Annotated in this window: 2 protein-coding genes; one reads left to right on the forward strand and one right to left on the reverse strand. The window is 65.3% G+C overall.

Going from position 1 to position 2,503, the window contains the following annotated elements:
* On the reverse strand, positions 1-840 hold an 840-nt coding region (locus BN1133_RS19385; RefSeq protein ID WP_197273691.1), incomplete at its 3' end, for an NAD(P)/FAD-dependent oxidoreductase.
* A gap of 368 nt (positions 841-1,208) precedes the next feature.
* On the opposite strand from BN1133_RS19385, the gene BN1133_RS19390 reads away from it, so the two are divergent.
* The gene (locus BN1133_RS19390; RefSeq protein ID WP_462477404.1) at positions 1,209-2,312 is read left to right on the forward strand and encodes a GAF domain-containing protein; all 1,104 of its coding nucleotides are present in this window, start codon (positions 1,209-1,211) and stop codon (positions 2,310-2,312) included.
* Positions 2,313-2,503: the final 191 nt, after the last annotated feature.

Below are 2,503 nucleotides of genomic sequence, written 5' to 3' on the forward strand. Positions count from 1 at the left end.
GATGCCGCCCCGCGGCCCCAGCTCCAGCCCGGCCTGGGCGGCGAGCAGGGTCTCGGGCTTGACGCCGATGGCGAGGATCAGGATCCCTGTGTCCAGGGTGGTGCCATCACCCAGATGCAGGCGCAGACCGTGGCGCTCAGCGGCGGCCACCTCGGCGGTGGGGTCGCTACTGCGCGCCAGGCTCTCGATGGCACTGAGGCCGGTGCGAAGGCGCAGGTCCACCCCCGCCTCTCGGATGCGGGCGTGCAGCATGGCGGCCATTTCCCGGTCGACCGGCGCCATCACCTGATCCGAGAGCTCCAACAGAGTTACCGGCAGGTTGCGCTGATGCAGCGCCTCCATCATCTCGAGGCCGATAAAGCCGCCGCCCACCACGGTCACGTGGCGCGGCTGGTCGTGAGCCAGCGCCGCCAGGATGCGGTCCATGTCGGGGATGTTGCGCAGGGTATAGACCCCGGGGGCGTCGATGCCCGGCAAAGGCGGCCGAATGGGTGCGGCGCCCGGGCTCAGCAGCAGCTTGTCGTAGCGCTCCTCGTACTCCTCGCCGCGCTGCAGGTCGCGCACCCGCACGGTGCGGGTGGCGCGGTCGATGGAGAGCACCTCGCTAAAGACCCGCACCTCGACGTTGAAGCGGCGCTTGAAGCTCTGGGGGGTCTGCAGCAGCAGGGCATCGCGGGAGGGAATGTCGCCGCCGATGTGATAAGGCAGGCCGCAGTTGGCAAAGCTGATAAACTCGCCGCGCTCAAGCAGGATAATCTCGGCATGCTCATCCATGCGACGGGCACGGGCCGCAGCCGAAGCCCCACCGGCGACACCGCCGACAATCAGAATACGGGTCATGAAACACCTCCATTTAATGGCATTGGCCAATAAATTAGACTTTTCTAATTTAGAGTTCAATGAAATTTTGTTTTGTAACGGTTTGGAGTATTCTTGCGGCTCAAGTCTGCATACAGGATGTTAACCGGCTCATGTCGTCCACCGCCCTCACACNNTTAAGAGAGCCCATCGAGGCGCAACTGGCCACGGGTCGGGGGGGAGAGCTCAAGATCAAGGCGCTGGGACGGGAGTGGCAAATCGCCCTCTCCCCCGAGCAGGGCAACTTCTGGCTCATCTGCCTGCATGTCACCGGATTGCAGGAGCAACCGGATCTCTCCTTGCTGTTGCCACGCCTGGGCCAACTGGCCAGCCGCCATCAATACGCCCAGATGCTGACCACCCTGCGCGAGGGATGCCAGGCCGACCGCCTGATCCTGTGGCACTTCGGTGAAGGCGACCTATTGACCCCCATCTATCAGCTGGGTGTCAAGGGGGCCCTCTTTCCCTTCAAGGGGGAGAGCCGATACCTCAGGGCCCTGCGCAGCCGCGGCTCGTTAAGCTTCTCCGAGTGTGCCCACCAGCCCATGCTGGCTCAACATGCCTATCTCGGTGGACACGGAGTGGTCTCCCGCCTCGATGCGGCCCTCAAGGAGGGAGAGCGGCTGCTTGGCATGGTGAGCCTCGAATACCTCACCCCCATGCCCATCGGCGAAGAGCTGCTCCAACTGGCCCGCTACAGTGCCCAGCAACTTGGCCACTGGCGTCCCGACGAGCCGGCCCCGGCCAGCGCAGAGTCCCTCGCCGCCCCCCCCCTGGCCTTGCATACCGGGCTCGACTACTGCCGCACTCTGATCGAGTGGTGTCAGCAGCATCATCCCCTGATGGGGGGCTGGGTCGGTGAATATCAACAACGGGGCAGCGAGCTGTGGATCGTCACCCGCTATGCACAGATGGGCGGTGAGCCGCAGCAGTGGGCGCCAGCCCGCCTCGATCCGGGCCCCGCGCAAGATGTGCAGGCGTGTGGCCAGGCCCTCTATGTGGACGATCTTCCCGGCCGCTACCCGGCCTCCCACAAGTTGCTCCAGAGCGGGGCTCGCGCCTATCTCGGCATCCCGCTGCAACTGCCGGGCCAGCGCCCCATGGGGCAGATCACCCTGCTGCTGGCCGAGCCCCTGGCCGACCCGCTGCCCCTGATGGATACGCTGAGCGAGTGGGCCCCCCGCACCGCCATCGAGCTGCGCCGGCTCGCCACCGAAGAGGCGCTGCGACTGGCCGAGGTCTCTTTCGAGACGCGCGAGGCTCTGCTGGTGTGCGATCCCAAGGGGCAGATCCTCAGGGTCAATCGTGCCTTTACCCGCATCACCGGCATGGAGGTCGATGAGATAGTGGGACAACACGTCACCCGCCTGCGCCCCTCCTACTATGGGGATGACCTCGCCCAGCGTCTGCGCGATGCGGTGACCGGTCACGGGTTCTGGGAGGGGGNNCCGTGACGGACGCCTCTTCCCGGTGCGACTGCGTGTCAGCGGCGTCTTCAATGAGGAGGGGATGTTGACCCACTATGTGGGCAGCTTCGACGATATCACCGAGGAGCTGGTCACCAAGCAACGCATCGAGCGGCTCGCCTACTTCGACGATCTCACCGGTCTGCACAATCGCCGCAGCCTGCTGCTCACCCTTCAGC

Origin of the sequence: Aeromonas schubertii, from assembly GCF_000820105.1 — a bacterium.
In the GTDB taxonomy this organism is placed as follows: Bacteria; Pseudomonadota; Gammaproteobacteria; order Enterobacterales; family Aeromonadaceae; genus Aeromonas; species Aeromonas schubertii.